This is a genomic window from Aquimarina sediminis (assembly GCF_002895435.1).
Classification (GTDB): Bacteria; Bacteroidota; Bacteroidia; order Flavobacteriales; family Flavobacteriaceae; genus Aquimarina; species Aquimarina sediminis.
In genome coordinates this window covers 132,500-158,284 of the sequence record NZ_POYJ01000011.1, presented here as the reverse complement: position 1 = coordinate 158,284, position 25,785 = coordinate 132,500, and the positions used below count along the sequence as shown (strand labels likewise).

Here is a 25,785-nt window from a genome sequence, read left to right as displayed (position 1 = left end):
AGATACTTGGTATGGTAGCGATATGTATATATGAATGTTAATACAATTCAATACAGAGTTAGTACTCTTACTCTTATAAAATAAAGTTAAACTTCTTTTTTTAATAGTATTACTATTATATATTTGCACAGCATATGAAAAACCTGCAAATAAATATCACTATCAGTCCTGAACTGTATACTAAAAATCCTGAATCGACAGACTTGGGAAAGAAAATAGTAAGCACCAGTATCGATATGATAGATGAATTAGGATTTGAAGGGTTTACATTTAAAAAACTTGGAGTACGAATAGGTTCTAATGAAAGTTCTATTTATCGTTATTTTGATAGTAAGCACACCCTTTTGGTATATCTTATAAGTTGGTATTGGAGTTGGATAGAATACAAATTGGTATTTGCAACAACAAATGTTAACTCACCAGAAGTTAAGCTTACAAGTGCAATACAGATAGTAACAGAACCTGTAATACAAGATAATTCATTTTCATACATTAATGAAGTTGTTCTTAATAGGATAATTATTGCAGAATCTTCAAAAGCGTATCATACCAAAGATATCGATAAAGAAAATGAAAAAGGATATTATAAAACGTATAAGCGGGTTGTAGAACGGATAAGTGATATTGTATTAGAGGTAAATCCTGAGTTCGAATTTCCTCATATGTTGGTTTCGACAGTTATTGAAGGAGCTCATCATCAACGTTTTTTTTCAAAACATTTACCATCTCTTACAGATGTTAAAGAAGGAAAAAATAATATAGTCCGTTTCTATAATGATCTAGTAATAAAAATGATTAAATGAGTTTAAAGAGAATATACATAAAAGCATTTTTCAGGCATTTCATGATAGTAATGATGCTGTTTGCTATGGGTATTCAACCAATAACTCAAATGTTGGCTTTGGTTACAGATTTCACCTATGAATTAGTAGAGGTGGATAGTGAAGAAGACACGGATAAAGAAGAGAAACAAGAAGATGATCATAAGGACAATAAATTAAAATTACAGATAGTAAGTCCATTTGATCATTCTCATTATTCTATTGCTGTTTCTAATGATACCAACAATTCACTGATATGTTACGGTTTTGATATGGAGATTCCTATTCCTCCACCGGATGTAGTTTAATACTTTGATAACTATGTGGATGCAGCGATATACTGTTGCCAATAGCTACTAGATTACTAAACTATACTACTAACCGAGATGGATTAATACACTATAAATCCTAGAATTTTTAATGCCCTTTTTTAATTAAAATGAAAGAAACAATGTCTCCGTGGAAACGTTTCACAAGCCTTCTACAACTCGATAAAAAAGATATTCGTCAGATTTTTTACTATGCTATTTTTGCTGGTCTGGTAGCACTTACCTTACCATTAGGAATACAAGCCATAATTAATCTTATACAAGGAGCACAAGTCTCTACATCCTGGATCGTTCTGGTTGTACTTGTTACAATTGGGGTGGCTTTTCAGGGAGTTTTGCAGTTAATGCAGGTAAGAATTCTAGAAAACATGCAACAAAAAATATTTACCAGAGCTTCTTTTGAATTTGCATACCGTTTTCCGAAAATTAAAGTAGAAGAGCTTCGTAATTATTATCCGCCAGAATTAGCCAATCGATTTTTTGATGTACTGACGATACAAAAAGGACTTTCAAAGATCTTGATAGATTTTCCGGCTGCGGCGCTTCAAATTATATTTGGATTGATGCTCCTTTCTTTCTACCATCCTTTTTTTATTATTTATGGATTGCTATTGGTATTACTTATTTATGTAGTATTCAAATTTACTGCCAAAAAAGGTTTGGATACCAGTATTTTGGAGTCGAAAAGTAAATATAAAGTGGCACACTGGATACAAGAAGTATCACGTTCATTAATTAGTTTCAAACTTTCGGGTATTACAAATCTCGCAATGAATCGCAATGATGATCTTACAACTGAGTATCTAGAAGCACGGGAGAGTCATTTCAAAGTGTTAGTACTTCAATTTATTCAGCTTATTGGTTTCAAAGTTTTAGTAACCGCTGGATTATTGGTTATAGGTGGCTTATTAGTACTTAATCAACAAATGAATATTGGTCAGTTTGTAGCCGCAGAGATTATTATCTTATTAGTGATCGGTTCTGTAGAGAAATTGATCAAAGGACTTGAATCTTTTTATGATGTATTGACTTCTCTAGAAAAAATTGGTCAGGTGGTAGATAAAAGTTTAGAGGTACAATCTGGTAAGGATCCATTTGCCAATACAGATGAGTTACATATAGAACTAGATGGTCTTAAATATACTACCGTAGAAGAGAAGGAGGTATTGAGTAATATTGATTTTAATATAGAAAAGTCAGATCGTATTCTTTTTGATGGAGCGTCCGGAAGTGGAAAAACCACTTTGCTAAAGATTCTTTCAGGTCTTATTTCACCAACAAGTGGAGCTCTATATATCAATGATGTCTCTATAAAAGGGATTTGGCTTAATAAATATAGATCATATATAGGACAGGTATTACCAGGGCAGTTCCCTTTTGAAGGTACAATTTTGGAAAATATTACTTTTGGTCGTACTGACATACCGCAAGAACAATTACACAGTGTACTTAAGAATACTGGGTTACTTTCTTTTATCAAAGAGCAGCCCAATGGGATTAATACTATATTACATCCCGAGGGTCAACAGATACCATTTACGGTATCCAAGCGTATTGTCTTGGCTAGAGCAATTATTCATAACCCCAAATTACTTCTTCTCAAAGACCCATTAGAGCATTTTGAAAAAGATGAAGCTACAAGAATTATAAAATATTTAACCGCAGCGGAACGCCCATGGGCACTTGTGGTTTCTAGTAGGAATAGGCAATGGAAAAATGATTGTAACCAAACCATTACGATTTGCGAAGGGAAAATAACCTCAAAAAATAAGAATAATGCTTAATATATCTCATAATCAACTTAATAAAAAAGTATCCCTTGAAGGTTATACAGCTTTTTCAAAAGCATTTACTTCGAAGCATAATAAGCTATTTAATCGTTTCTTAGGAGCATTTGCTATAATGGGGATCATCGTTCTGTTTTTACCCTGGACACAAAACGTAAGTGGTAATGGTTTTGTAACTACGCTTACTCCGGATCAACGTCCTCAAACAATACAATCACCAATTCCCGGGCGTATTGAAAAGTGGTATGTAAAAGAAGGTGATTTTGTTAAAAAAGGAGATACAATTCTATTTATTTCTGAAATAAAAAATGCCTACCAAGACCCACAATTAGTAGAACGAACTAATAGACAACGAGATGCCAAAAGCCGATCAGTAGTCTCGTATCAGGAGAAGATCAAAGCGCAAGAAAGCCAAATTATAGCATTAGGGAGTCAACGTAAGCTAAAACTCTCGCAAGCAGAAAACAAATTACAGCAAGCACGTCTAAAAGTTGAAAGTGCAAAAGTTGATTTTCAGGCAGCCGAAACTAATCTGGATATTGCAAAACGACAGTACGATCGTACCGTAATATTAAAAAATGAAGGGCTAAAAGCGACCGCAGATGTAGAAGCAAAACGTTTAAAGCTTCAGGAAACACAGGCCAAGCTTGTATCTCAGGAAAATAAACTATTGGTTAGTGAAAATGAGGTTACTAATGCAGAATTAGAAATTAACAGAATTGCTGCAGAATACGCAGATAAGATTGCTAAGGCAAGAAGTGATCAGTTTACGGCAGAGTCAAACCAATTTGAAGCAGAAGCACAGGTTACCAAGCTCGAAAACCAATCGACAAACTACAAAATGCGTAATGCCCTGTACTATATTACTGCTCCCCAGGATGGATATATCAATAAAGCTATAAAGGTTGGTATCGGAGAGACTTTTAAAGAAGGAGAAAAGCTGGTGGGTATTATGCCTACCAATTATGATCTGGCTGTAGAAACTTATGTAGATCCAATTGATTTGCCATTGATGCATATCGGTGAGGATGTACGAATAGAATTTGACGGCTGGCCCGCAATTTTCTTTAGTGGTTGGCCCAATGCCTCTTTTGGAACCTATCCAGGAAAAGTGGTAGCTATAGAAACGTTTATAAGCGATAATGGAAAATTCAGAATTCTGATTGCTCCAAAAGAAGGAGAAAATGTATGGCCCAAAAATGTAAGAGTAGGCTCAGGAGCACATACTATTGCTTTGCTCGAAGATGTGCCTATCTGGTATGAAATGTGGCGTCAGCTTAATGGGTTTCCTCCTAATTATTATACCCCAAAGGGGAAAGAAACTTCTAAAGAGAAAAAGTAAAATGAAAATAGGTATAAATTATATAATAGTACTGGTTTTACTAATTTCAATAAAAAGTGTAACCGCTCAAAATGATCATGAACCCTTTGACAACTCTCTTACTTTTGAAGAATATATTGGGTACGTAAAAAAACATCATCCTCTCATGAAACAAGCCGAGATCATTTTAAATATGGGAGAGGCTAAATTGCTAAAAGCACGAGGAGGTTTTGACCCTAAGATTGAAGTTGATTATGATAGAAAAAAGTTTAAAGGAACAGAATATTTTGATCAACTCAATGCAACATTTAAGATCCCTACCTGGTATGGAGTAGAGTTCAAAGCAAATTTTGAAAACAATACAGGAGAATACCTAAACCCTAACCTTACGGTACCAGATGAAGGGTTGTATAGTGCAGGCGTATCATTTTCTCTTGCCCAAGGTTTTTTAATCAATGAAAGAATGGCATCACTAAAAAAAGCGCGATTCTTTATAAAACAAACCAAGGCAAATCGAGATTTACTGGTTAATAACCTAATTTTTGAAGCAAGTAAAGCATATTTCGAATGGTTAGAAGCTACTAATGAGCAACGTATTTATAACACCTTTCTGGAGAATGCTTCTACTCGGCTTGAAGCCATTAAACAAAGTGTAGAGGCAGGGGATAAAGCAGCAATAGAGATTACAGAAGCACGAATAACATTACAAAACAGACAACTAAATCTGGAGGCAGCTTCTCTTAAAAAAAGAAAAGCGATACTCAAGGTAAGTAACTATTTATGGATCAATACTATTCCTGTAGAGATAAGAGAAGATATAATGCCAGTATTACCCGAACGCAATCATATCGAAAATTCTTTAAAATTAGATGGGATTACAGATACTTCTACTTTATTAGAGACTCACCCTAAATTAGTAAGTCTTGATGCTAAGATTGGAGGACTATCTGTAGATCGTACTCTAAAACGTAATAAGCTATTGCCAAAAATAGATCTTCAGTATAATTTCTTGACACCCGAGTATCAACAGATACATACATTTACTACAACAAATTACAAAGCTTTTGTCAATTTTAGTTTTCCAATATTTCTTAGAAAAGAAAGAGGAGATGTACGCCTTATCAATTTAAAATTACAAGATGCAAATTTTGAAAGAGCAGCTACATCACTAAAGCTTCAAAATAAGATCGAAGCAGTATATCAAGAGATCAATTCATTATCTACACAAACAGAACTTATTGAAGATATTGTTACAGATTATAAAACATTGGTTAGTGCAGAAGAACGTAAACTATTTTTGGGAGAAAGCTCTTTGTTTTTAATCAATTCGCGAGAACAAAAATTGATTGATGCTCAACTGAAAGAGAATACTCTTAAGATAAAACAGCTTACAGCTACAATCAACCTGTATTACGCCTTGGGAGTAGCGATATAGATGTTAGTTTAATCCGTCATATTATGCATTAGAACTGCAATGATTTTCTAATGCATAATACGGGTTGAATGTTGTATCTTCCATCTTTTTTTAGAAAAGTATTTAAACCACTTCAATAATTATAACAATGATATTAGCATTCGATACCTATTACTATGATAATAAAGCAAAAACGGTATGTGTAAGTTTTGAAAACTGGAATGATAGTAAGCCCCTTGATATTGATAGCGAAATCATAGAAGGAGTAGAGGCATATGAGCCAGGATCTTTTTACAAAAGAGAGCTCCCATGTATACTTAGCCTTCTTAAAAGAATGCCTATTACTGACATAGATTATATTATTGTAGATGGTTTTGTTTTACTTGATGATGAAGGCAAATTAGGCTTAGGAGGACATTTGTTTGATGCTATAGATAAGAGCGTACCTGTTTTGGGTGTGGCAAAATCAGGATTTCATGAAAACAAAAAAAACGTAAGAGAACTGTTACGTGGCGAAAGTATAAAGCCTCTTTATATATCAGCAATTGGTGTTGAGCTGGATAGAGCTTATGATATGATAAAGTCTATGCATGGAGATTTTAGAATGCCTACCTTATTGCAGATATTAGACACTAAAACAAAAGAAAAAGTAGACGAATCAATTTGATTTGTATTCATGTTTTCAGTGCATAAGATGTTATATGCGCTTCAATTGATTTTGAAATATCATGAAAGATATTGCCCTACAACTACAAAACATAGCTAAAGAATCAATGTATTCGTATTCAGAATTGGTTGAGCTTTATGCTATGGAGGGTTTGATTCGTAGAGTGGCGAGATCAGAATATAAAGATCTTTTTGTTTTGAGAGGGGGTATGATGTCTCGATTTTGGTATTCTCCCGGGAAATGGATGCCCCAAGATGTGGATTTTATGGTTGATGTACCAGTAGATCCAATAGAAATGGAATCTCGATGGCAAGATATCTTACAGGATAATCTGATACATGATGGGGTTTCATTTGATCCTGCAACGTTAAGAAGTGAAATCATATGGATCGATGCCAAAGACCCCGGATTAAGGTTGTTTGTTTCTACAGTTTTAGAAGAAGTAAACATCTCTTTTTTACTACAAATAGATATAAGTTATTCTGATCCAACTATTCCTGCTGCTAGTTTTCAAGAATATCCTTCTATAATCCCTAACCAATCTATTTATTGTAAAATGGTATATAGAGAGACTTCTGCTGGATGGAAATTCTATGGTTTATTTGAACGTAAACAAGATAAATGGCGACCAAAAGACTTGTTTGGGCTTTATTGGCTGATCAAGAACTATGACCTTGATTTATCTCAGGTGATGAACTCTTTTAAGGAGACCTCTTTTGAACGAGGAACTCCTCTCGAGATAGCAGCAAGATTTTTTGAAGGTAAATTTGGGCAAGGAAAAAATAGTCGTAGTATTTGGAGAGCATTTTGTAAGACACACCCCAGTTTTAAGATAACAGAAGATCTACAAGAAGTGCTCACAGTTGTTCGAACAACGCTACAGCCTTTGTATATGGATATGATCGCCAACTATAGTTATATCTCTAAAATAGGAAATACAGGATTCCCGATAATAGAACATATAGACCAAGTGTTGCCGGCAATAAAAGATAGAGATGAGTTTCAGGTATTCAAAAAAGAGGGCTATCAGATAATTGATTATACTATTCCTTTAAAGTATTCTTTTATTCCGATTACTCAGGCAATACACTCTTCAGTAGCAAATATTTACGCACTTCGTAGAGAATGCCGAGGTTTGATTTTTGACTCAGAAGGAACTTTAGTAGCCCGAAAGTTTCATAAATTTTTTAGGATAGGAGAAAGAGAAGAATCGCAAATAGAAAACATAGATTGGTCTTCGTCATGCCGGGTAACTGAAAAACTGGACGGCTCATTGGTTTCTCCTGTATTATGGAATGGAATACTAAGGTGGACAACCAGAAAAGGACCATCTGCAATTGCTGATCAAGCGGCAACTTTTGCGGATAATACTACGAGGGCTATTCAAAAAGAAACCTCTGATATAGGTTACCTACCCCTGATAAAAGAGCTGTTAGAAGGAAATTGGACACCAACATTCGAATGGTGTAGTCGTCAACACCCTATTGTTCTCGATCATCCTAAAGATCGCTTGGTATTAACAACCATAAGAAATAATCTAACTGGTGGATATCTTAATTATGATACCATGGTTACAATGGCAAAATACCATAAGATAGAATATGTTAAACAGGTACGATGGATTCACTCTATTGAAGAAGCTAAGGATTTTATACAAAAGATATCTTCCGAAAAACAAGGAGAAGGATATGTTTTAAGGTTTGATGATGACCGTTTTTATAAGGTTAAAAATAATCAATACATAAAATTACATGATCTGGTAGCGCACCCCCATAAAGAAATTTATATATGGCAAGCTACATTAGAATTAAAAATTGATACCATGCTGGATCTTGTTGCCCCTGGTCTGCGCCCCCAAATAAAAAACTTTTCGATAGGGTTATCTCAGGCTATTCATAGACAAAGCATTTGGCTTCAAAGTTATATCGAAAGCGCTAAGAACACTATCGATAAAAAGACAAAAGATAATCAATTAGCAGACAAGATGTTTGCTGTAGAATATGCATCTACACTTGATTTGATAAGAAAAAAAATCTGTTTTATTGCCTGGCATAAACTTAGAATGAATACTGGTTCGATGGATTACGAGCAAATCATTAGAGCGTTTCTTATACCCAGATGTAAGACCAGAAGAAGTTTGTCAAAAATGAGATCATTGATTGATGTTACTTTTGTTGATAAAGGTTTTCCCGATACAGGAGGATACTGATACCATTACATTAAAATTACTGTAAGAGAAAATCAGGTATTTTTTAAGATTTAATTGGTAATATTGTTATTCATGATCAAAAGATGAAAGGAAAAATTATATATCTCTTAACGAGGAACAATTACAAGCTCAAAGAATACCAGGAATTTTTTCATAATTATAATATTACCGTAAAGAAAATTGCAGATTTTACTCCTTTCAAAGATGCAAAAGAACTTCTGGAGAGATATTACGATATCCTAAAAAAACCACAAGTGTTTACCGTAGTTTTTGACGAAACGCATTTGTTTAGCAAAAAAGATAACACACGTATTTATAATGTGAATAAGGATAACGACCTGGAATTGGTATATACTAAAACAATTCTTTATTATCTCGAAGGAGAAAATATATCTTCTATATCCTCAACAACATATGATGGAGTGATAGACTATGCTGCAAGAAAAAAGGAAACAAATGTATTTGGTTGGGATGATATTTTTATTTTAAAATCTACCGGACTTTCTTACCAGGAATTGAAAGACAGAAAAATGAAGAATCATTGCCGACAGGAGGTACTTTCTAATTTTGTAGAGAACTATTTATATTATAGAGAGAATATAGATCTTAATTATAACAAATTGAATCAGAAAGAAGTCATTGAATTTTCAAATAAAATCTTTGATTTCGTCGCTACAAACAGGTATCTCAATTTGGAGTCGGTAAAAGAAAAGAAACTGAATGTTCTTTTTCAATACGCCCTTAATAACGGAGGTTTTTTTCGCTCATCAAAAAACAGGAGACAAAAAAACTACTGGGTTCCAGGTTTGAATGCTGGAATTCCTTTGGTTCCTAAGTCTGATGAGATTCATGAGATTACTTTTTTTGTTCACGATCTATGTCATTTCATTATACCCGATCTGATTTTTAATGGGGTGTCCAACACATTGTACGACAATGTTTATATCATCTATAGAATGATGTCTGAAGCCTTAACACAGGTAGTGGCGGATATGATTTTTATAGACTGCCTGGTCAAAGATGAGGTTACTTACGATTTTTCAAAAAGAAAGATTTATCCGCTATACGCAGCTATTACCAGGAAGAATCCTCATGTCACTCTGAAAGAACTCATGTATGCTAATGTGCAATACTCAATTTTGGGAGATGATTCGGGCTATAAAAAACTTATAGATATTAATGATATACCTGTACTAGTAGATTTCAAAAAAAAGTACGAAACTTTTTTTATAGAAGATTTTAAATGGACACAACGAAATCTTGAAAACATGAAAGCCAATTCAAAATCTTTTGGGAGGTGGAGCAAAGAAAATCAAGATGTTTTTAAAGACCAGCAATTGTACACTATTGAAGAATACGTTACCTCGGTATTACATTTGGAATTAAGTTCAAGTATTGCGACTTCTCAATTAGTCAATCTGATCTTTAATCAGGTGATGAATCAGTATGATACAATTTTAAATTCTTTACAGAAATATTCGATAGAAGAGCAGATTTCTAATTCGTTTAAAAAATATATGCTGGGACAGATAATGATTTTTTATCGAATAGATTTTTTACACTATAGTAGGTTTGTCAAAAATAAAATAGCACAACAATTACGAAAACAACAAATAAGCCTTTCGGATATTAGAAGAATTAGATCGTTTTATAATGATTATCTGTCATTATTAGAATCAGAATACCATCTTATTAATAAGGATGATATGGAAACATTTAAGGAGGTATACCCCATATTTGATACTTTTTTTGTCTTTTATGATACATCAAAAGAGAAGCATGATAATTTAAAGCAGGTTGCTGCACAGTATTTAAAAAACTAAAAACGAGATGTCTCAAACACCATTAACCCCATACCAGGTAAAACACAAAATAATCATTGAAGCAGCAAACGGGATAGTTGAAGATATTTTTGTGTTAAAAACAGGGGTGTTACTGACTAAGAGAAGTAAGATTACGCCAGAGGCAAAAGTACTTTTTGATACTCTAAACATAGATACAGACAGACCCGAATACGAGCAACATGCCGAATTCAATAGTCGGATAACCTATCTATCTTTTAAAGATAAAAAAGGAGATTCTAAAGTGTTTAATGAACGTATGATTCATGAGTATCAGCATAGAAGTGTATACAATGATGAGTATGTTACTTTTTTGATAGCAGGTTGTGCCATTGAGACCGAATTAGAATTTCTTGCCCATAATGAAGCTACTGTAGCAAGACTTACTTCGTCAAGAACCAATGCACAGAATACTCCTTTGTTCAAAATAATTAACAGAGGAAATAACCAGGAACTTGTAGAAAAACAAAAGGAAATTTGTAAAACCTATGTAAAAGAAAAAAAGCTTTTTGAAACTTCGGGAAAACAATTCGACAATGAAGTAAGCAATATACTGGCTCCTGGAAATAAAGCCGTTTCTTTTACGATTACCATGTCTGTCAAAGATTGGCATAAAACACTTATAGGGCGTTTAAGTCATGAAGGCGTAGAAACAGATATGTTACTGGTTTTAGAAGACATCGCCACCCAGCTTAAATCCAATTACCCAGTTTTTTTTAATACTGTTGACCAGTATTATAAAATGGGTAATGGTTTAAAATATGAAGGGGAGTAATATGTATATAATAGTACGATATTTCGCTATTTGTAGTCGATTAGACTTGTTCTACAATTATTGTAAAACCAATTGTCATATTCTGGATACCTTACGCAAGTATGGAAGAGGTTATTGGCAAGTATAAATGTTGGCAACCTATTGCTATTACTGACCCGCGCACTGGGTTGAGGTTCCAGCGCGCCGCTGGTCACTCTCTGTACTGCGGGGGTCTGTTTTGCCCTTGCGCGGGACACATACCCTATACCGATGGTCGAGACCAATAGTGCGGGGGACATAGACCCTAGTGCGATGGTAGTGCTACACCTGCCGATGGACGATAAAAATATGCGGGGCTGATATATATTATTAGTGAATTATTTTAAAAACAGATGATAGGATTCTGTAAATATCTTATTTTGAGATGTTCTAGCGTTACTTTGACTCTGTAACCCAAACAGAACGATATACTTGATAAAGAATATGGGTTTTACATTGGACTATTCGTTTTATTTGGTTAGGTGGTAATTGCCAGTCAGTATTTGTCAAAGAGATTAGAAAACGGGTATTTAAACCCAGTTTGATAAGCTTATGTATGACTAAGAATATTAAATTATCTTTAACTAAACAATATAGTCTCACTTTAGTTAATAAAATATATCTTATTTGATGATTTTGAAACTAAGTTGGCTACGTGCAATTAATGCATCAAACACATAACGGATTAAAATAAAAAGTTATCTTCGCGCCCGATAAATGGTTTTTCACCTAAGGTGAAAATTAAAAGGGAATCTGGTGAAAATCCAAAACTGTTCCCGCAACTGTAAGACTCATAATAAAGTAATGCCATATAACCACTGTAGCAAGGCTATGGGAAGGAGGCAAAATACCGAGTTAAGTCAGGAGACCTGCCATGAATTGTAATAATTATTAACTCTCGGGTAAAGAGTAAGAATAATGATTCCTACCATTAGGGTAGAATGTTTATTTCTACAATTTTCCCTGCTTAATCTCGATTTTTTAAAATGAAAAAATTAGTATTATGCAGTGTCTTATTAGTATTGGCCACTATAGCCTATTCACAATCAAGCACTACAATTACAGGAATTGTCAAAGATCAAATTTCTGGAAAAGGAATTCCGAATGTATCTGTTAGTTTCCTAGAAACAAACAAAGGAACAGTAACAGATGTAGACGGAAACTACTCTATTATTGTCGAAAGTGGAAATTACAATATTCAGTTTTCGGCAATGGGCTATCAAAAAGAAGTATTGAGTGCTAACCTCAATAAAACAATGCAGGTTATCGATGTTATTCTTAAAAAAGATATTACAGGATTAGAAGAAGTCCTTATCGGAGCCGAAAGCAAATCAATAACAAAAGAAGTTCTTAATGTAAACAAACTAGGAATTAAAAACATAAATGTTCCTATGACGGCATATAGTATTAACACCAAGCTTATGCAACAGCGTAATGTATCTGATTTGGGAGATGCAGTCAAAAGCGCAACAGGAGTAAGACCCATAAACAGGTACGGAGGGTTTCAAACTTTTAGAATCAGAGGGTTTAATAATTTTGTGATGTTGATTGATGGAGTAAGAGATGAGCGACATAATATATCTACAAGTGCACCTACCACAAACCTGGCTAATGTAGAGCGAATAGAAGTCCTTAAAGGTCCTGCAGGAGTATTATATGGTCATTCGGCATTAGGAGGAATTATAAATATAGTACGTAAAAAACCTACCGATATACAAAAAGCCAATTTTAAAGTAACCTACGGAAGTTTTGATACCTATAATTTTGAAGGAGGCATCGGAGGTCCTATTTCTGAAAAACTACGATATCGGGCAGATGTTGGAATGACGCGTACCGATGGATGGAGAGATTTTGGCGTAGCAACCAATAACGGATCGTTAATGTTGGATTATACACCATCCTCAAAAGACAAGTTGGCTTTCTATTTTCAAGCCAATAAAGACAAATATGATACAGATACAGGTATCCCGGTAGATGAGAACAGTTCTGTTATTGAAGGAATGAATCCAGAAACCAGATATAATGATCCGCAGGATTACTTAAAGCATAAACGCTTTGATTATCAGCTTAACTATTCGCATGATTTTAATACTAACCTGAAGTTATCCAATCTCTTGTCTTATTCTAATGATGATATAGATTATCTGTCCACAGAATTTTTGGAATTAAATGCTACGCGAGATTCTATTACCAGAGCATTTCCGTTTTATTTTAACCATAAAACCAAGACCCTACAAAACCAATTAGATGTAAGCTATAGGTTCAAAACAGGATCAATAGCTCATAAAGCATTGGTAGGGAATTCTGTAAGTATATTAGATCGTAGAACATTCAGAGGAGAAGTGATTGGTCCCGGGATATTTACAACTATTTCTGTTCAGAATCCTATCTTAAATCAAGGACATATCGAAGCTATTGATAATAGGGTAGATGTAAAAAAAGAAGTGGTATATGCTTTTTACCTACAAGACTGGATTACTATTTCAGATAAATTCAAAGCGTTAGTAGGGCTTCGATATGATACCTTTACGGGAACCTATTACAGAGACGAACTTGATAGTGATAGAAATGTAATAACTCCAGGTGAGCGAACAGAAATTCCGTCATCTTCTTTTTCATATCGAGCAGGTCTTGTGTATCAACCTGTTAAAGATGTAGTTAGTGTATTTGCTTCATACTCTAACTATTTTAAACCCACTAGAAGAATAACACCCAATGGCAATGTATTTGATCCCGAAAGAGGTTTCCAGAATGAGTTAGGAGTCAAATTTCAAAAAAACAACCTGCTTATTGCTACACTTTCTGCGTATTATATGCTAAAAAACAATATTGTGGAAAGAACCTCTGTAGATGATTATCGACAAATAGGATCTGCCGATTCAAAAGGGTTCGAACTGGATCTGGAATCAGAACCTGTACAAGGACTTTATCTAAAAGCAGGATATGCATTTGTTGATGCCAAAATCAGAGACTATGATCAAGCATTACAGACGGTTCCTGCCGGAAACAGATTGCAATATGCTCCCAAAAACTCAGTTAATTTTTGGGGGAATTATGAATTTCAAAAAGGTACACTACAAGGTTTTGGGGCAGGATTTGGGTTAAACTATGTAGATGATAATTATACCAATTCAAGCAATACATATGAGCTGCCTTCATATACTACTATTGATGGAACTCTGTATTATCAAACAAAACAAGTTAGAGTGGGGGTAAATATTAACAATATTACCGATGAGCTATATTTTACCGATGCGATTTATGGGAATCAGTTTTTTCCGGGTCAGGGAAGAAACTACAAACTTAGCTTAGCATATAGGTTTTAAGATGTATTGCGAGATGATACCGTCTGAAAAGTAAACTGTTTAGACGGTCTCATCTTACTAACTGTTATTCTATCTGTATTATGAAATAAGCCATAACAATTATGAGGAAACCCACCGTTATGATGATATGGCGATTCCATCTGACCATTAAAAAACAATAAATATAAACAGATGAAAAAGATAATTTCATTACATCACTGGCTTGGGACTTTTTTTTGTGGTCTGTTCTTAATATGGTTTTTATCTGGTTTTGTTATGATGTACCAGAGCTTTCCTTATTTAAGTCAGGCAGAAAGAATAGAAATGCTTTCTAAAGGGAATAATTCTCAAGTATTATCTCCTAAAATCGTTTTTGAGAATGATCATATTGAAGAGGTATATCGACTAAGGTTAAATTATCTTCTCGATCGACCTGTTTTTCATTTGGTAACTGAAAAAGGAAAGTTTATTTCCAGATATGCTGACAATGCAGAACAAGTCTCTTTAACTAAAAAGCAAGCTTTAGAAATAGCAATTAAAAATACCAAAATAAAGGATACATTCGGGATTCAAACTTTAACAGAGTTAGATCAATGGATACCCAGAACCAGGTATTTATCACATATGCCTATTTTTAAGATAGAGTTTGAGGATACAAATAATACGCTGGTGTATATTTCTTCTCTTACAGGAGAAGTATTAGCACATAACACAAGCACCGAAAGATTTTGGTCATGGGTGGGAGCTATACCACATTGGATTTATTTTAGGGATATAAGAGTACATAACACATTATGGGCACAGCTGGTGATGTGGTTATCAGCTTTGGGGTTTGTTATGGTAATCACAGGTATTGTAACCGGACTAGTGAGGTATAAAAAGAAACCAAAAGCACGATTTAAGAGGTTTAAAAATAAATGGTACAACTACCATTATTATTTTGGGCTGTTCTTTGGGATATTTGTTTGTACCTGGATATTTAGTGGGTGGATGAGTATGACGCCTTTTGGGTGGACACCCAGTACTCAATTGAATAAAGAAGAGAAGTTAACATGGCAATCCAAAAAACATACAATCAATGATTATGACGGTAACCATTGGAACAGTTTTATAGGTCAAATCAGTTTTAAAAACTATAAAGAAATTCAGTTTAATATTTTTCAAGATCATATTTACGCTCAGATCTTTTTAGAAAATAAAAGCGTTTTACAAAAGGTAACAGCCTTTGATACTGTTATAAAGATAGATGACTACAAAAAGGTTATCTCTTCTTTTTCTACAGAAAATAGAGTGACAGAAAGTATTTTACTAAATAAGTATGACAACTATTACTACAGTCGCCATAATGATAAAGATTTACCTGTAATTAGGATTAAAACAGTTCAAAACACTAATTATTATATCAATCCAAAAACAACTCGGGTCGTCTACAAGTGCGCTACAAAAAATAAAATCCAACGTTGGATTTATCATGGATTACACAGTTTGGATTTCTCATTTTTGGCTTGGAACAGACCATTATGGGATATTATCCTTTTTATCCTGTTACTAGGGGGGACAATACTAAGTTTTTCGGCTACTGGATTAGGGATCAAGTTTATTAAAAGAAAGTATAAAAAAAAGGTAAAGAAGCGAGTAAAACAAAAAAAGAGGTCTAAAGAGTAATTTTTTGTCAAACCGAGCCCTTCGACAGGCGCAGTTTGACAGTTTACTCTCTAGATCTCTTTACTACTAATAGTTTTAATCTAAGTAAAAATCTGAAGTTACTAGTTTTTTCTACCCCTAATACAAAATGTTTTCTTTTACCAATCAGGTGTTCCTGTTAACCCTTCTACTTTTTCTTTAATATATATTCTACAGTTTTTTTTATTGGGAATTGGAAAATCATTTTTGTCATATTCCTTGTAAAAAAGAAAAATGCTATCATTTTTTATATAACCTTGCCTTTTATCATAAAAACCACCCTCTCCATATTTTACACGAAAGTATTCAAGCTGTATATATTTTTTGTTCTGAATGTTAAAGTACCCTATCATTAGAGAATTATTAACGTTATTAAAATTCAGTAAATTAAGGTCTTCCTTTTTTGATACTAAATCTTCCATATATTGTCCGTTTTTAAAAAATCTTAGATAATGGAAGTCAATATGTGTTTTTTCTCCATAATACATTTCAGTTTTATTAACGTACACCGCTACTGTATCAATTAAATCTCCTTTTGTTAAATTGTAAGAAGGGGTGTTAAGTGTGAATTTGCTTTTTTTGGGTCTATTTCCTCCTTCTTCATTTGTATAGTAGTTTTTAAGAAAATTATTACAGCCTAATAAGGAGACTATGACTATACAACTAAAAAAAATTACCAGTTCTTTCCACCCCATACTTTTATGTTTTTATAATTGTATTCAAATTTAAAATCTTTAATGGCACTATGAATAGCATTTTGTAACCAGGCATCACCAATTAAATCTACAGTTGCATTATACCCATTATTATTGACTCGAATATAGGTTGAAGCTTTATTTGCTGTTTCTTTTTAGACTTTTAATAAGTGTTTTCTTTTACCAATCGGGTGTTCCTTTTAGCCCTTCTACCTTAATTTTTTTATAGCCTGCTATACTATCTCCAATTATATTAGATTCAGCTCTATAATAATCACCACAATTATGAGCTGTTACCAAAAAGTATTCATACAGTATTTTATCATTTTGTGTTTTATAATAGCCTATAATTCCCGATTTTAAATTATTAAAATCTTCTAATCCGTTTCTAATATTTTTCGTAGTACCTTCTATATATTGACCATCAGAAAAGAATCTTTTGAAAGTATTAACAATTTTTAATTCCTTCTTTTTGTCCTTAACTTTTGTTATATAAATAGAGTCAGTTCTGAAGTAAATATTTTTGGTTAAGCTCTCTTCTAATATAGATTTGGTTCTATTTCTAGTTGTTTTGAATTTACTTTTTATTGGTCTGTGACTACCATATTCTGTTGTATAGTATTTTTTTTGAAGTAAGGGAATACAACAGCTGTTCATCGAAATAATAATTAAAATAAAGCTTATCAGTTTTTTCCACCCCATACTTCTATGTTTTTATAATTGTATTCAAATTTAAAATCTTTAATGGCATGATGAATAGCATTTTGTAACCAGGCATCACCAATTACATCTATAGTTGCATTATACCCGTTATTATTGATACGAATATAGGTTGAGGCTTTGTTTGCTGTTTCTTTTTAGACTTTTAATAAATGTTTTCTTTTACCAATCTGGTGTTCCTGTTAGCCCTTCTACTTTTTTTCTTATATAAATCTCTACATTACCTTTATTTATTTTTTCTTTAGTAAAGGGAGCGTTAAATAAAAATATAGTATCCCCTTTTAAAACACCATAATCTTTAATATACTTTCCATTTTCTCCGACACCTACAGAGAAGGTCTCGGTTACCAAATTGTTAGAATCTTTAATCTGATAATAGCCAATAAATGATCCTCCACGATTCAGGTTGTTAAAATCACTAAGAATCAATTTGTTTCTTTTAAAATCAGATGGGAACCCACGAATACATTTTCCATTAGAAAAAAACCTGTAAAAATACTCTTCTATTTCCTTTTCTCCATTACCATAAACAACCTCTTTTTGATAAATGTAAACAGCACTGGTATCAATTATATCGTTTTTTGTTAGACTATAATTTTTTTTTGCTAATTCAAATTTTGGTCTTTTAGGTCTAATCCCCCTGTCTTTAGTTCTATAATAGTTTTTAAACAAAGCATTACATCCTACAATTGCGAAAAATGAAAAAATTACCAGTTTTTTCCACCCCATACTTCTATGTTTTTATAATTGTATTCAAATTTAAAATCTTTAATGGCACTATGAATAGCATTTTGTAACCAGGCATCACCAATTAAATCTACAGTTGCATTATAACCATTATTATTGACTCGAATATAGGTTGAAGCTTTATTTAGTTTTTTTTGATAAGAGGTTTGATTATGATAATTAGATGTTAATTTTTTGAGTTCAACTTCTAATTCGGATATCTTAATTTCTTTTTGAAACTTACTTATATTATTATTTTTTTTAGCTTCTTTTATTTGATCTAGAATGAAATCTCTTTTTTCATCGTCTTTTCTTGAATAATCCCCAGAAAAATCTTGAAAACCTACTTCAAAGAATGGTGTTGCTACCGAGATTCCTCCTGTCCATGCCATATCTGTACCTCCTCCCAGATATAGTCGTCGAGTATCATTATTGGTACTTACATTAACGTCTCCCAGCCTAAAACCAATCATCCCTTCTCGCTGGATTCTGTCTAATGAAAATTGATTCTCATTCACTCCGGAGTTCCAGGTGAGCAATTGCCCATAACTAAAAGAATTCTCAAAATCATTAAGTGTAGGTATGGGAGAATTATAGTTTAGAGAATAGGATTGCAGAGCAGTACCTTGTCCTCCTCCTACAGTAAGATTTACGGCTGCCGTTACATCCACCACCAGATCTTTTTTATGGATTCCGGTTCCAATCCCACCGTTATAAACCGCAAAGTGAAGCGAGGATGTAGCTCCAAAATTGCCCCATCGGTTTCCGTATCCTATATTGGCATTACCTCTCAATCTAATTTTGTAACCTACTAAAATCTGAAGCCCAAAAGTTACCCGAAACCCATGTCCCGGAGGATCAACTCCAAAACCACTACTCATCGTGTTTTTGCTATTGGCAATCTTTCCGGCTGCTTGTTCTACATTATTTTGCAGACTTGTTATAGCCCAGGATTCTGCACTGCTATAAGGTTCTCCAAAATCAAATAAAGCAGAATACAATGCCATCTCCAATTCGCTTTGGATAGACTGTATGTCAAACAGAGAATTTGATACCATAGGGTTGGTTTTATGTGTTTACCTAAGAATGATGTACTACAGGGTAGCTAAGTTAAGAGAACTATTTGAATAACGATATACGGTAAATCCTCAAAAACGAAGGTGTTACAGTACTATTTTACCTACAGCCTTTGTACGAAATTTGGTATAATACCAGTTATACTTTGAATTTACCGTAAAAGAAAATAAGCTATTTTTTGTTTATGCAAAGAAGAAAAATTCAGCATAGCTATAGCTATGGTTAATTTTTATTCTGAAGCATAGGCGAAAAAGAGAATTTTATTGCGGTAAATTCAAAGTGTAAATGGTATAAAATTCCAGATATACAGTTTTACCCCTTAAAGACATGCCTATGACCCCTCTCGATAAGGGGTATCCCTCATATTGTGAGGATTCTTTTTGATCCCGAGGTGGTTCGAGCTGATAGATTGCCGCTTCGCGCTGATAGTTTATCGTTTCGAGCTGATAATTTGACGATTATTTTTGATAAAATCACGCTTCGAGCTGATATTTTATCGAATATATTTGATGCGTTCAGGCTTCGTTTTGATAAATTATCAAATCGAAGCACCATTTTATCAACTCGAACCACCTATGTAGGTGGTTCGAAGGACTTCGGGATCGGCTCGAAGCGTGATTGTATCAGTTCTAACTACCTATGCAGGTGGTTAGAACCGTGATTGTATCAGCTCGAACCACCTCGGGATCAACTCGAAAGACCATTTTATCAGCTCGGGTTATCTAAACTACCTTGTGTTTTTTATTGAGGTGTCAGACTGAACCCTTCGACAAAAGCTCAGGGAACACCCGTCAAAGTTCAATTGAAAATGAAGGACTAAGACTGGCAAAAAAAATGATTCTGTTAACATGTATGAGCTAACAGAATCATTTTGAGGCATAAGCCTAAGTTATGATCAAAGACTATCTTTTGAGCACCTTTATTATTCTTTTGGTTGTGCTAGAATATACAGTTATAAAATATATCCCTTGAGCCAGATCATCTAGTGACAGGGTAACATCATTGGCATTGTATGTTTTGCTAAGAATGGTTTGCCCGGAGATGTGAGCAACTTTAATCTCTCTAATAGGATCACCGGATTCTATAAAGACTTTACCCGTAGTTGGATTTGGGAAATAAGAGATGCCTTTTTTTATAGGTTCAGGTTCCAAAACATCTGGTTTTGGAGCGGTCTTAAACGAATAAGGACCTTTTAGCTCTCCATTTACAGTATTACAAATACTTTTTATAAATACGTCATATTGAGTATCTGGGGATAAACCTTTTAATATAGCAGTATGTTGGTTGACTACTAATGTTTTTTGACTACTGGTATCTCCCGATACAGTATACAGGATTTCCCACTGGGTATTGCCCGAATGCTCATCCCAGGATGTGTTGACACTAGTAGAAGTGATTTCTGTAAAATTAATGGCGTCAGGAGATTGACATACCGGGATAGGTTTGGGTTCACAAATTACCCGGGCATCCCATCCTGATTTTAAAACACTATATTGACTTGAAACAAACAGTACGGTTAGCTTTCCACTGGGATGAGTAGATACAATTTCTGGTGGAGCGGTATCTGTATACGTACCGATATGTGGTGCAGAGGTATCAGGACCATCATAAATATCAATAGTACTGCAACAAGCTGCAATATCAAAAGTATCAAAGATGAGTCGAACACGAGACTGCTCGTCGTTTGGTGCCAGCACCGTAACACGGTGTTCTTGATCTTTATAATTAAAGTCGGGACCACCAGAGTCATAAAAACGATCTCCGCCACAATAATCCGGGGCGATACCTACAAAAACATCATCAATTAAGATATCTCCAGAACCTTGATAAGAACCATTTTCTTGATATCGAGTCACTTCGAATCGTAGTTTGATCGCATCGGTAATCGTATATCCCGAAATGTCAAAATAGTATTCTGTCCATCGTTGTGAACTTTCTTGCTTAGTAAGCAATACATTCCACTGATTTCCATCAAAAAAGCTAACCTCTATTTTGGAGTGCCTATCTTCAGGAAAGACTTCACTAAACAGTGCAAATCCAATACTGGGTTTTTCTAAGCCACTAACATCAATAAGTGGGCTTTCTAATGTTGATTTGGATGTGGGTTGATTGGTTGGTTGCGTATGATTACCGTAAACCCATGCATATCGTGTTCCTCCTCCGGGGGTATGATCACCGGCAGAATAGGCGGCACCGCCATAGTGATAATCTACTGACCAATTGGGAGTTCCATTATCCGTCCAGCAATCAGGAATTGTATTATCAGGGAATGATTCATAAAAAGGTGCTTTTACAATGCCGCATAAGGTTCTAAAGGTAAATGAAACGGGCATAGGATCACTATACCCTCCGCCAATACATTTGGCTCGTACATATATATCGTATTCTGTGTTTGAGTCAAGGTTTTGCAGGGTATGACTATTGGTATTTGCTATTACAGTAGTGCCTTGTCCCCGAGTAAACCCTTTTAAGCCATACTCCAATTCCCAGGATTCTTCGGTGTCTTGCTTTGACCAGTTGACTGTAGTCGAGTTTGAAGTAGTGTTCTCAAAGGTCACTATATCCGGAAATCTACAAAGAGGCTTTGGTTCACAGCTTACTATAGCGTCCCATCCAGCGCTGGTTGTATTCTCATCAGATATAAAATGGAGTGTTAACTTTCCACTTTGGTGAGTAGAAATTATAGAAGAAGGAATTCGTGTGCCAGACACCCATGTGATCAGTCTGGAGTTGGTGTCGGGACCATCATAAATCGCTAAATCATCATAATACGGCTCAATATCCACATGTTGAAAATCAAGTCTGATCCTTTGTGTATCATTATCAGGGGTTAGTACAATAATTTCATCTTCACGATTACTATAATTTCCATTAGGCCCTCCCGAGTCATAAAAACGATCTCCATTACAATAATCACCTAATGTTTTTATTTGAATTGGACCTATATTGCTTCCTGTTTGACCTACAGTACATTTTGATCTTAGGTAAATATCATATTTGGATAATTGTAGTAATCCCGTTAATTTGTAGTTAGCGGTATTAGCTGTTTTTATCGTTCCTGTTCCTATTGCAAAACCTTCTGTGCCATATTCTAATTCCCAGGAACTATTATTGTTATCATCCCAATTAAGATCAGCATAGTTATGCCCTATTTCGGTTGCTATGAAATTTTGAGGATCGCTACATGCAGTAGTAAAAGAAAAAGGAGGGGAGTACATTCCTGATTGGCATGCATTATTTTTTTTAACTCTCCAGAAATACGAGGTATTGTGTTGTAAAGACTGAAGTGTTACTTCGGATAGTGTTACCGTATTACTTTCAATAATATTGATAAAATTGGCATCTGTAGCCACTTGATACTCAAAAGAACTGACATTTGAATCATTTTGCCAACGTAGGGTTGGAGTTAGGGTATACACAAATGAAACATTTGCTGGATTGGTTAGTGTTGATGGAGTTATGGTAGCATCATACACATTAAGTGTTACCTTGACTTCTTTTTTTTGACCGCCAGTCGCTGTTCCTACAAGGGTAATATCATACGAGCCAACGGTTACATTGGTGGTGTTTGATATCCTTGCTCTTACTTCTTGTTCGGCAAGTTGTTTACCGTTAATCGTGGCGGGTATAAAAGAAGCAGTAGCTCCTGCCGGTAAATTTTGCGCTGTAAAAGTGACCGTCTCATCAAAATCTAAAAATGTCTGGTATTTCAATGTATAGATGGCTTCTTCACCTTTACAAATATCCAAACTGGAGTTAGAGGTATGTAATGTGAATTCTGACGCCTGAATTTTGAAATTGGTGCTGTTAATAGCATAAAATATGTTACCCACAGCCTGTACCATAACTCTTGCTCTTTCAGTAGATGCTGTTGTAGGTACTATAATCGTTTCAGAACCATCATTGGGGATATTATTGGCTAAAACAAGAGGATAAGTATACCCGCCATCAAGAGATAGAAGTACATTTACATGAGAAACTGATATGGGTGCCAGGTCTGTTTTACCTACATTCCAGCTTATCGTTTGTTGCTCATTTTGATTCCATACAATATTTGGCTGATTTTGTGATGTTACGGTAAACATTTCAGAACCTGATGCTACGGTTACCGTCATTAGGTCAGAATCGGTTTGACCTCCTTCAACACCATTATCTCTTACGGTAAAGGCAAAATCTATAGTTCTGGCTACACTGGGTAGTACCTCCCAGGTAGGAGTCAAATTGCCTTCAATAACATGTTGTAATGCCGGGAAATATCTTTTTGGAGAATTGGCAGGAGGGAGAGAACGAAATAAAGGACCAGTTGCCGAATTGGGTTTAGGAGATGTTGAGGTACTGGGTCTTTCGGGGTCATTTTGCTCCCAAGTATAGGTGTGGTTATCTACTCCATCAATATCGGTTGCCTGCCCAGTTAGTACAAAAGGAGTAGAGACAGGTATTACATAATTATTTCCCGCATTAGCAACAGGAGCATTATTAGTTGTGTTAATGGTCTCTCCACAAGACATCGTATTGAGGTATGTTTGAACATCTCTGATATTTACATAGTTATAATACCCATCCATTTCGGCTTGGACATTTGGAGCACATATGCCTGCATAACTCATAATAGTACTACCACTTCCTGGTTCTACCTCACTGATCCCGTTACCACTTCTACATTTACTGCTTACATGATAAGCTCCAAATTGATGCCCCATTTCATGTGCTACTAATAGCCTCATATCTTCGGATTCAGGATTTCTATGTACAGAATAGGCCTTTCCTTTATGTTCATCCAAACATACATTTCCTACACTTCCTGCATTTCCATATTTGGCGTCCTCTACCTGAAATAAATGCCCTATATCGTAGGCAGCAATTCCGATATTTGGGTTTTGATTTAAAGTACTTTTTAATGCATTTGCATAGTTACCTCCGCCTGAATACCAGGAGTAGTAAGGGTCTGTTTTCGAATTAAGAAAAATTACTTCATCAGTACTAGGGATAAGTTCTACGACAACTCCAAAATCACGTCTGAATATTTCATTTATTCTGTTAACAGTGGTAACAATCGAGGCTAGAACCTTGGTTTTTCTTTCGGTGTCATCTTTTTCGGTACCATCCAGATAAAATTGAGAATATTCTCCAGGTACCGATACTGCCAATCGATATTTTTTTAACTCTTTCGGAAAGCTTTTAGTCCCTAATTTGTTCTTTGGAGCAGCGTTTGACTTTTGTAATTCTTCTGTAAGACAATCAAAGGAGTTGTAAAGTGATTGTTCTTGTATGGCATTATAAAAACGATGTTTCGATTTTCCTACCGGTTGTATCGAAGTTTTCTTTTGGTTTTGGTCAGATATAATCCCATGGATACCCGTTAGTTTTGAATAGGTAAAACGGATGGTTTTATTGGATCCATCGGTTGCTTTTCCGGTATAGGTTTTAATGCTCTTATACTTCGAAGCTAATAAAGGATGCATAACCTGGGTTTCCTGTATGCGATACTCCTGAAATTGATTGTAAGTATCAGGAAAACTTAGTATAATTTTTTTTTTTGCTGGTAACTGCTCCAAAACCGTATGAAGGGTATTCTTTTGGAGTTCATAGATAGATTCATCTATAGAAATTTTAGATTTGGATACTTCTTTTTTTGAAATATCTGTGGTTGTTTTTTTCCAGATTTCGGTTTGCGATTGACCATTAGTGGTTGTCCCTAATAGGATAAATAGTACAATCAGTTTTATTAGTAATGTAGTTTTCCCCATGATATACATTATTGTTTAAAATTGTAAGATTATGTTGTTGTTTTAAAAGGCTTTACAGAAAAGGTGAGCCCACTTTTTTAGGGAAATTCTATGTTTTAAAATACATAATATGATCAGGTTTATTTTGGGTTTGATATGGTTTGTTTATTGCTACCAAATAGATGGCACATTAATAAAATACAAGTACTTTTTTTGATGATGTAATATTACCTAGAAAGCAGTATCTTTTTCTTAAAGAAAAGATAAAAAGTAAGACGAAATAGTTAATAAAATATGCTCTAATAATTGATCTTTTCTCTATTGGGATTTATCAAATGATTTGAGGTAATCTCCAAGCTAAAGTTCTAAGATTGATGTGTAATATATTAGGTATAGATTATTTTGTTTGTTAGTTATGACTAACTTTTATAATTTTGTATTATCGAAAGAACAAATAACCGTTACAATGAAGTATGTCATCGAATTATTAGAAGCCCAAAAAAAGATAATAGATTATAAGGTGAGAGATCAAAAGCTTATGAGAAGAGATATGAAAATGGCAGTTGCAGAGTTGTCAAAGATTACAGAGATCAAAAAGGCTATAAAAATTTTAAAGTCTAAAACCAACAAACATAGATACTGAAAATATGAAGATTATTCAGTTATTTATT

At 34.3% G+C, this 25,785-nt stretch carries 17 protein-coding genes and 1 riboswitch; of the genes, 12 read left to right on the top strand and 5 right to left on the bottom strand.

Going from position 1 to position 25,785, the window contains the following annotated elements:
- Positions 1-134 precede the first annotated feature (134 nt).
- From C1X07_RS19950 to C1X07_RS19900, 11 genes are all read left to right on the top strand, one after another.
- A complete protein-coding gene (locus tag C1X07_RS19950; RefSeq protein ID WP_103071803.1) occupies positions 135-803 on the top strand; it encodes a TetR/AcrR family transcriptional regulator in 669 nt (222 codons plus the stop codon).
- Positions 800-1,129: a hypothetical protein gene (locus tag C1X07_RS19945; protein WP_128755332.1), complete on the top strand. Its 330-nt coding sequence runs from the start codon at positions 800-802 to the stop codon at positions 1,127-1,129. The genes C1X07_RS19950 and C1X07_RS19945 overlap by 4 nt, the downstream gene beginning before the upstream one ends.
- Before the next feature lie 131 nt (positions 1,130-1,260).
- Positions 1,261-2,934: a peptidase domain-containing ABC transporter gene (locus C1X07_RS19940; RefSeq protein ID WP_103071801.1), complete on the top strand. Its 1,674-nt coding sequence runs from the start codon at positions 1,261-1,263 to the stop codon at positions 2,932-2,934.
- Positions 2,927-4,279, top strand: coding sequence for an HlyD family secretion protein (locus C1X07_RS19935; protein ID WP_103071800.1), 1,353 nt, complete (start codon positions 2,927-2,929; stop codon positions 4,277-4,279). Before C1X07_RS19940 ends, C1X07_RS19935 begins: the two co-directional genes overlap by 8 nt.
- Before the next feature lies 1 nt (position 4,280).
- Positions 4,281-5,693, top strand: a complete 1,413-nt coding sequence (locus C1X07_RS19930) for a TolC family protein (protein ID WP_103071799.1) — start codon at positions 4,281-4,283, stop codon at positions 5,691-5,693.
- Positions 5,694-5,820: 127 nt separating this feature from the next.
- On the top strand, positions 5,821-6,339 hold the full coding sequence (locus tag C1X07_RS19925; RefSeq protein WP_103071798.1) for an endonuclease V: 519 nt from the start codon (positions 5,821-5,823) through the stop codon (positions 6,337-6,339).
- Between the two features lie 61 nt (positions 6,340-6,400).
- Positions 6,401-8,548 (top strand): nucleotidyl transferase AbiEii/AbiGii toxin family protein, encoded by a 2,148-nt coding sequence (locus C1X07_RS19920; RefSeq protein WP_103071797.1) that lies wholly within the window; start codon positions 6,401-6,403, stop codon positions 8,546-8,548.
- Between the two features lie 83 nt (positions 8,549-8,631).
- On the top strand, positions 8,632-10,371 hold the full coding sequence (locus C1X07_RS19915) for a Maf family protein (RefSeq protein WP_103071796.1): 1,740 nt from the start codon (positions 8,632-8,634) through the stop codon (positions 10,369-10,371).
- Between the two features lie 7 nt (positions 10,372-10,378).
- Positions 10,379-11,164, top strand: coding sequence for a hypothetical protein (locus tag C1X07_RS19910; protein ID WP_103071795.1), 786 nt, complete (start codon positions 10,379-10,381; stop codon positions 11,162-11,164).
- Positions 11,165-11,883: 719 nt separating this feature from the next.
- Positions 11,884-12,073: riboswitch (cobalamin riboswitch) on the top strand.
- A 95-nt stretch (positions 12,074-12,168) separates the two neighbouring features.
- Positions 12,169-14,508, top strand: coding sequence for a TonB-dependent receptor (locus C1X07_RS19905; RefSeq protein ID WP_103071794.1), 2,340 nt, complete (start codon positions 12,169-12,171; stop codon positions 14,506-14,508).
- Positions 14,509-14,679: 171 nt separating this feature from the next.
- The gene (locus C1X07_RS19900) at positions 14,680-16,152 is read left to right on the top strand and encodes a PepSY domain-containing protein (RefSeq protein WP_103071793.1); all 1,473 of its coding nucleotides are present in this window, start codon (positions 14,680-14,682) and stop codon (positions 16,150-16,152) included.
- A gap of 137 nt (positions 16,153-16,289) precedes the next feature.
- On the opposite strand, the gene C1X07_RS19895 is transcribed toward C1X07_RS19900, so the two are convergent.
- The 5 genes from C1X07_RS19895 to C1X07_RS19875 form a co-directional block, all read right to left on the bottom strand.
- The gene (locus tag C1X07_RS19895) at positions 16,290-16,865 is read right to left on the bottom strand and encodes a hypothetical protein (protein WP_103071792.1); all 576 of its coding nucleotides are present in this window, start codon (positions 16,863-16,865) and stop codon (positions 16,290-16,292) included.
- Positions 16,866-17,045: 180 nt separating this feature from the next.
- Positions 17,046-17,567 (bottom strand): hypothetical protein, encoded by a 522-nt coding sequence (locus C1X07_RS19890; RefSeq protein ID WP_103071791.1) that lies wholly within the window; start codon positions 17,565-17,567, stop codon positions 17,046-17,048.
- A 180-nt stretch (positions 17,568-17,747) separates the two neighbouring features.
- Positions 17,748-18,314, bottom strand: coding sequence for a hypothetical protein (locus C1X07_RS19885; RefSeq protein WP_103071790.1), 567 nt, complete (start codon positions 18,312-18,314; stop codon positions 17,748-17,750).
- Entirely contained in the window at positions 18,293-19,369 is a 1,077-nt protein-coding gene (locus C1X07_RS19880) for a hypothetical protein (RefSeq protein WP_128755331.1), read from the bottom strand. The genes C1X07_RS19885 and C1X07_RS19880 overlap by 22 nt, the downstream gene beginning before the upstream one ends.
- A gap of 921 nt (positions 19,370-20,290) precedes the next feature.
- Positions 20,291-25,135, bottom strand: a complete 4,845-nt coding sequence (locus C1X07_RS19875) for a reprolysin-like metallopeptidase (protein WP_164914209.1) — start codon at positions 25,133-25,135, stop codon at positions 20,291-20,293.
- 445 nt (positions 25,136-25,580) lie between these two features.
- Between C1X07_RS19875 and C1X07_RS25090 the strand changes: the two genes are divergently transcribed.
- Positions 25,581-25,757 (top strand): hypothetical protein, encoded by a 177-nt coding sequence (locus C1X07_RS25090; protein WP_164914208.1) that lies wholly within the window; start codon positions 25,581-25,583, stop codon positions 25,755-25,757.
- Positions 25,758-25,785 lie beyond the last annotated feature (28 nt).

Coding starts and splice junctions, on each gene's coding strand:
- C1X07_RS19890 (WP_103071791.1), bottom strand. CDS start 17,567: ATGGGGTGGAAAAAACTGATAAGCTTTATTTTAATTATTATTTCGATG.
- C1X07_RS19875 (WP_164914209.1), bottom strand. CDS start 25,135: ATGGGGAAAACTACATTACTAATAAAACTGATTGTACTATTTATCCTA.
- C1X07_RS19885 (WP_103071790.1), bottom strand. CDS start 18,314: ATGGGGTGGAAAAAACTGGTAATTTTTTCATTTTTCGCAATTGTAGGA.
- C1X07_RS19915 (WP_103071796.1), top strand. CDS start 8,632: ATGAAAGGAAAAATTATATATCTCTTAACGAGGAACAATTACAAGCTC.
- C1X07_RS19940 (WP_103071801.1), top strand. CDS start 1,261: ATGAAAGAAACAATGTCTCCGTGGAAACGTTTCACAAGCCTTCTACAA.
- C1X07_RS19895 (WP_103071792.1), bottom strand. CDS start 16,865: ATGGGGTGGAAAGAACTGGTAATTTTTTTTAGTTGTATAGTCATAGTC.
- C1X07_RS19900 (WP_103071793.1), top strand. CDS start 14,680: ATGAAAAAGATAATTTCATTACATCACTGGCTTGGGACTTTTTTTTGT.
- C1X07_RS19925 (WP_103071798.1), top strand. CDS start 5,821: ATGATATTAGCATTCGATACCTATTACTATGATAATAAAGCAAAAACG.
- C1X07_RS19880 (WP_128755331.1), bottom strand. CDS start 19,369: ATGGTATCAAATTCTCTGTTTGACATACAGTCTATCCAAAGCGAATTG.
- C1X07_RS19910 (WP_103071795.1), top strand. CDS start 10,379: ATGTCTCAAACACCATTAACCCCATACCAGGTAAAACACAAAATAATC.
- C1X07_RS25090 (WP_164914208.1), top strand. CDS start 25,581: ATGAAGTATGTCATCGAATTATTAGAAGCCCAAAAAAAGATAATAGAT.
- C1X07_RS19950 (WP_103071803.1), top strand. CDS start 135: ATGAAAAACCTGCAAATAAATATCACTATCAGTCCTGAACTGTATACT.
- C1X07_RS19945 (WP_128755332.1), top strand. CDS start 800: ATGAGTTTAAAGAGAATATACATAAAAGCATTTTTCAGGCATTTCATG.
- C1X07_RS19935 (WP_103071800.1), top strand. CDS start 2,927: ATGCTTAATATATCTCATAATCAACTTAATAAAAAAGTATCCCTTGAA.
- C1X07_RS19905 (WP_103071794.1), top strand. CDS start 12,169: ATGAAAAAATTAGTATTATGCAGTGTCTTATTAGTATTGGCCACTATA.
- C1X07_RS19920 (WP_103071797.1), top strand. CDS start 6,401: ATGAAAGATATTGCCCTACAACTACAAAACATAGCTAAAGAATCAATG.
- C1X07_RS19930 (WP_103071799.1), top strand. CDS start 4,281: ATGAAAATAGGTATAAATTATATAATAGTACTGGTTTTACTAATTTCA.